Consider the following 5,439-nt stretch of genomic DNA (forward strand, 5'->3'; position numbering starts at 1 on the left):
GCAGGTTCTTCTTGGCCCGCGTCAGGCCGACATAGGCGAGGCGGCGCTCTTCCTCCAGCCCGGAGCGGCCGCCTTCGTCGAGCGCGCGCTGATGCGGGAACAGGCCTTCCTCCCAGCCGGGCAGGAAGACGGTCTCGAATTCGAGGCCCTTGGCCGAATGCAGCGTCATGATCGAGACGGCGTCGAGCCCGGCATTCTGTTCGGCGTCCATGACCAGCGCGACGTGCTCGAGGAAGGAGCGCAGCGATTCGTACTCCTCCATCGAGCGGATCAGCTCTTTCAGGTTCTCCAGCCGGCCGGGGGCTTCCACCGAGCGGTCGTTCTTCCACATGTCCGTGTAGCCGCTCTCTTCGAGAATGGTCTCGGCGAGTTCGGTGTGCGGCGTGGTTTCCAGCGCCTTCTGCCAGCGCTCGAAATTGGCCGCCACTTCGCGCAAGGCGGCGCGCGGCTTCGGCTTCAACTCGTCGCTTTCGGCGAGCTTGGCGGCGGCCTCCAGCATAGGGATGCGCAGCGCACGGGCGGTGTCGTGGATCTGGCGGATGGTGGCTTCGCCCAAGCCGCGCTTGGGCACATTGACGATGCGCTCGAAAGCGAGGTCGTCGGCGCCCTGCGCGACGACACGGAAGAAAGCCATGGCGTCGCGGATTTCCAGGCGCTCGTAGAAGCGCGGGCCACCGATGACGCGGTAGTTGAGGCCGAGTGTGATGAAGCGATCCTCGAAGGCCCGCATCTGGAAGGATGCACGGACAAGAATAGCCATGTCGTTGAGATTGTGCTTCTGGCGCTGATAGGCCTCGATGGTCTCGCCGATGGCGCGGGCTTCTTCTTCGGAATCCCAGGCGGCGTGGACATTGACCTTGCCATCCTCGGGATCGTTGCGATCCGTGAACAGCGTCTTGCCGAAGCGGCCCTCATTGTGGGCGATGAGGTGGGAGGCGGCACCAAGGATGTGCGCGGTCGAGCGGTAGTTGCGCTCCAGCCGGATGATGGTGGCGCCGGGAAAATCCTTGTCGAAACGCAGGATGTTGTCGACCTCGGCGCCGCGCCAGCCATAGATGGATTGGTCGTCATCGCCGACGCAGCAGATGTTTACGGTGGCGCGGGTTTCGGCCGAAGAGCGCCCAATCTCCCCCTCAAGGGGGGAGATCGGCTTGCCTTGAGGCCTTTGCGCCAACAGCCGCAGCCACATGTACTGGGCGGTGTTGGTGTCCTGGTACTCGTCGACGAGGATGTACTTGAAGCGCTTATGGTATTCCTTCAGCACGTCCGGATTGGCGCGGAAGATGCGGATCGGGTGGCAGAGCAGGTCGCCGAAATCGCAGGCGTTCAGCGTCTTCAGCCGCTCCTGATAGGCCTTGTAGAGTTCGCGGCCCTTGCCGTTGGCGAAGGCGCGCGCGTCGCCCTCGGCAATGTCGGCGGGGCCTTGCCCCTTGTTCTTCCAGCCGTCGATCATCTGGGCGAACTGCTTGGCCGGCCAGCGCTTGTCGTCCAGACCTTCGGCCTGGATCAGCTGCTTGATCAGCCGCACGACGTCGTCGGTGTCGAGGATGGTGAAGTCGGAGCGCAGGCCGGCGAGTTCGGCATGTCTGCGAAGCAGCTTCACTCCAATCGAGTGGAAGGTGCCGAGCCACGGCATGCCCTCTACATTGCCTTCGCCGATCAGCACGCCGATGCGGATCTTCATCTCGCGCGCGGCCTTGTTGGTGAAGGTCACCGCGAGGATCTGCGACGGAAACGCCTTGCCGGTGGCGAGGATGTGGGCGATGCGGGTCGTGAGCACGCGGGTCTTGCCGGTGCCGGCGCCGGCCAACACCAGAACCGGGCCCTCCGTTGTTTCAACAGCTAGCCGCTGCTCCGGGTTGAGGCCCTTCAGATAGTCGGGTGCGTTGTTGTGTCCGCTGCGGGCAGCCATGGCGCGCGCGGCGATACCCGACGGGGCCGAGGGCCGCGCATTGGGTTCGTCGAAAAAGGGCATGTCTTCGGAAAAGCCGGACATCGCCCCGAATGTAGTGATTCGGTGGCGAAAGACCAGAACTGTCTACGTTTTGTTCCGCTAAAGTGCTGGTGGCAAGGATGTACGGGCTGTTCAGGCCTTGCGGTAGCCGAGAGCGACGAAAAATCGCTGCCCTAACGAACGCGCCTCATCGGTCATCACGGCGCCGAGTGCCGTCTGCATCCGGTCGTAGTAATGGCTGCCCGCAGGGGACGCGAGAAATGCCGCGTAAAGCCTGAGATCGTCGAGCGACAAGTCACGATAGGCGAAAGCATTTCCTTCCATGATCCCCTTTTCGGCTTTTTCACGAAGGTTGCCGGCCTGCTTATGCACCAGCACCATTATCTGCTGATCCGATAAAGGCTGCCCGGCTGCCGCGAGCATTCCCGAAACCATCGCATAGCCCATGTTCAATGCGATCGCTTCAGCCATGTCCACGGCGCTGGTATCGTCGACGATTTTCCGGTACAGCGCGAGCCGTGCCGGATCTCCCGCCTGAAGTCCTCCAAGGATTTTCGGACCTTCGATCTTCTTGCGCCCCAGGGCTTGCGGATCGGACGCTTGGATCTCCAGGGCTGTGACCCGCCTGCCCAATGGTGAATCGAAGAAAGCAGCCAGATCGGTGAGATCGACGGGCTGCAACCGGCCCGTCATCCGCGCCTCTACGGCTTTCTCCATCCTGTCAGCGTCAAAAGCGCCTTCAGCGGCGGCGGACAAGGCTTCCTTGACTTTTTCCGGCCCCGGCACGGATTTGATGCCGGCGACTATGCTTGGGCCGAGGCCGGCCAGCATCTCGTGGAAGCCGCTTGCCTTGTTGATCTCCTCGAGCGTTTGTGCCGACGCCGGTTGACTGCCAGCCATAAGCACGACGAAGCCGAACAGCGCGCCGGCAATGCGCATCCATGGCGGAAAGACGAAGGGCATGACTCGGTCTACTCCACGGTGATGCTGCGACGGAGACTGCTCGATAACCCGACCGCAGGCAAGATGAATTGCCACCTTGGCGTGTGGGCCAGCTTGACAGGCGGGGCGGGCAGGAGAAAGCTGTGCGCAGGGCAGGAACGGGACATCGGGCTGTCCTTGGCGTGGCAAAGCGCAACAGTCGAAGGAGTATCATCTTGGCTGTCACCATCACCTCCCTCATTCTTTTCCTCATCGGCCTGGCACTCGGCGGCGGCGGCATCCGCCTGGCGATGCTGGGCGGCAGCTGGTACTATGTCGTTGCTGGCCTTGCCTTCCTGATCGCCGCCTGGCTGCTCTACCGGCGCCGGTCCACCGCACTGTGGCTCTACGCGGCGATCGTGCTCGGCACGCTGGCCTGGGCGGTCTGGGAAACCGGCTTCGACTGGTGGGAACTCGGGCCTCGCGGCGGCGTCATCGTGCTTCTCGCTTTATGGCTGCTGACGCCGTGGGCGAGACGGGGTCTTGTCGGCCCTGACGCACGCGCGCCGCTGATCCTTGCCGTGCTGGCATCACTGGCCGTCGCCGGTTATTCGATGACTTCGGATCCGAAGGACATTGCCGGCGAACTCGGCACCGACAAGGTGGTCGCCAACGCCAATCTCGGCAATGACGTGCCGGCCGGCGAGTGGCACTATTACGGCCGCACGCAGTTCGGCCAGCGCTATTCGCCGCTCGACCAGATCACACCGGACAATGTCGCCAAGCTGCAGCCTGCCTGGACCTACCAGACCGGCGACGTGAAGGGACCGGACGATGTCGGCGAGACCACCTATCAGGTGACGCCGCTGAAGATCGGCGACACGCTCTACATCTGCACGCCGCATAATTTCGCCATCGCCATCGATGCCGCGAGCGGCAAGGAGAAATGGCGCTTCGATCCCAAGGTCAAGCTCGACAAGGACCGCCAGCACCAGACCTGCCGCGGCGTGGCCTATTACGCCGATGCCGCCGGCGCCGCCGGGCAGCCCTGTGCGACCCGCGTCTACCTGCCGACCTCGGACGCGCGGCTGATCGCGCTCGACGCCGCCAACGGGCAGATCTGCCCGGCTTTCGCCGAGGGCGGCACGCTGAACCTTCTGACCAACATGCCCTATCCGAAGTCGGGCTATTATTACTCGACCTCGGCACCGCTGATCTCAGGCGGCAAGATCATTGTCGGCGGCGCGGTCAACGACAATTATTCGACGCAGGAGCCGTCCGGCGTCATCCGCGCCTACGACGCTGCCACCGGCGCGCTGGTGTGGAACTGGGATTCCGGCAATCCGGACCAGACGACGCCGCTGCCGGCCGGCCAGACCTATACCGCCAACTCGCCCAACATGTGGTCGACGCCGAGCGCCGACGAGAAGCTCGGCCTGCTCTACGTGCCGCTCGGCAACCAGACGCCGGATCAGCTCGGCGCCGGGCGCAGTGCCAATGTCGAGAAGTTCTCGTCGTCGATCACCGCGCTCGACCTCAACACCGGACAGGTGCGATGGGTGCGGCAGACCGTGCACCACGATCTCTGGGACATGGACGTACCGGCGCAGCCGAGCCTGATCGACATCACCAAACCCGACGGCACGGTGGTGCCGGCGCTGGTCGGACCGACCAAGCAGGGCGATCTGTATGTGCTCGACCGCCGCACCGGTGAGCCGGTCATCGCGGTCAACGAAGTGCCGGCGCCCGGCGGCGCGATCGAAGGCGACCACACATCGCCGACGCAGCCGGTCTCCGATCTCACCTTCATGCCGAAGCCGCTGACCGGCGCCGACATGTGGGGCCTCACCATGTTCGACCAGTTGGCCTGCCGGATCGAATTCCAGGGCCTGCGCTATGAGGGTCGCTATACGCCGCCTTCCGTCCAGGGCTCGCTGATCTACCCCGGCAATTTCGGCACCTTCAACTGGGGTGGCGTCGCCGTCGACCCGGTCCGGCAGGTGCTGTTCGGCATGCCGACCTATCTGGCGTTCAAGTCGCAGTTGATCCCGCGCGATCAGGTGCCGCCGCCGGACGAAGGGCGGGGCAGCGAACAGGGGCTGAACCGCAACGAGGGCGCGCCCTATGCGGTGGTGATGGGACCGTTCCTGTCGCCGCTCGGCATTCCTTGCCAGGCGCCGCCCTGGGGCTATGTCGCCGGTGCCGATCTCAGGACCGGCAAGATCGCCTACAAGCACCGCAACGGCACCGTCTACGATATGACGCCGCTGCCGCTGCCGCTGAAGGTCGGCGTGCCCGGCATCGGCGGGCCGATGATCACCGCCGGCGGCGTCGCCTTCCTGGGGGCCGCAGTCGACGACTATCTGCGCGCCTACGACCTGACATCGGGCAAGCAGCTGTGGCAGGCGCGGCTGCCGGCCGGCGGGCAATCGACGCCGATGACCTATACGGTCGCCGACGGCCGCCAGTTCGTGGTCATCGTCGCCGGCGGCCACGGTTCGGTCGGCACCAAGCCGGGTGACTATGTGATGGCCTACGCGCTGCCGAAGTAGGGGCGACAGGGT

At 64.6% G+C, this 5,439-nt stretch carries 3 protein-coding genes; 1 reads left to right on the forward strand and 2 read right to left on the reverse strand.

The genetic code is table 11. The annotated features are described in order from the left end of the window. Together EN994_RS16265 and EN994_RS16270 are read right to left on the reverse strand one after the other, a co-directional pair. On the reverse strand, nucleotides 1-1,996 hold a 1,996-nt coding region (locus EN994_RS16265; protein ID WP_127307646.1), incomplete at its 3' end, for a UvrD-helicase domain-containing protein. Between the two features lie 90 nt (nucleotides 1,997-2,086). Beyond that, nucleotides 2,087-2,917, reverse strand: coding sequence for a DUF2059 domain-containing protein (locus EN994_RS16270; RefSeq protein WP_013530997.1), 831 nt, complete (start codon nucleotides 2,915-2,917; stop codon nucleotides 2,087-2,089). 194 nt (nucleotides 2,918-3,111) lie between these two features. Here EN994_RS16270 and EN994_RS16275 point away from each other — a divergent pair, with 194 nt between their 5' ends. Then, nucleotides 3,112-5,427, forward strand: coding sequence for a glucose/quinate/shikimate family membrane-bound PQQ-dependent dehydrogenase (locus EN994_RS16275; RefSeq protein WP_063168289.1), 2,316 nt, complete (start codon nucleotides 3,112-3,114; stop codon nucleotides 5,425-5,427). Nucleotides 5,428-5,439: the final 12 nt, after the last annotated feature.

It is taken from the genome of Mesorhizobium sp. M7A.F.Ca.CA.002.09.1.1 (assembly GCF_003998555.1).
Lineage (GTDB): Bacteria > Pseudomonadota > Alphaproteobacteria > Rhizobiales > Rhizobiaceae > Mesorhizobium > Mesorhizobium ciceri.

Coding starts and splice junctions, on each gene's coding strand:
- EN994_RS16270 (WP_013530997.1), bottom strand. CDS start 2,917: ATGCCCTTCGTCTTTCCGCCATGGATGCGCATTGCCGGCGCGCTGTTC.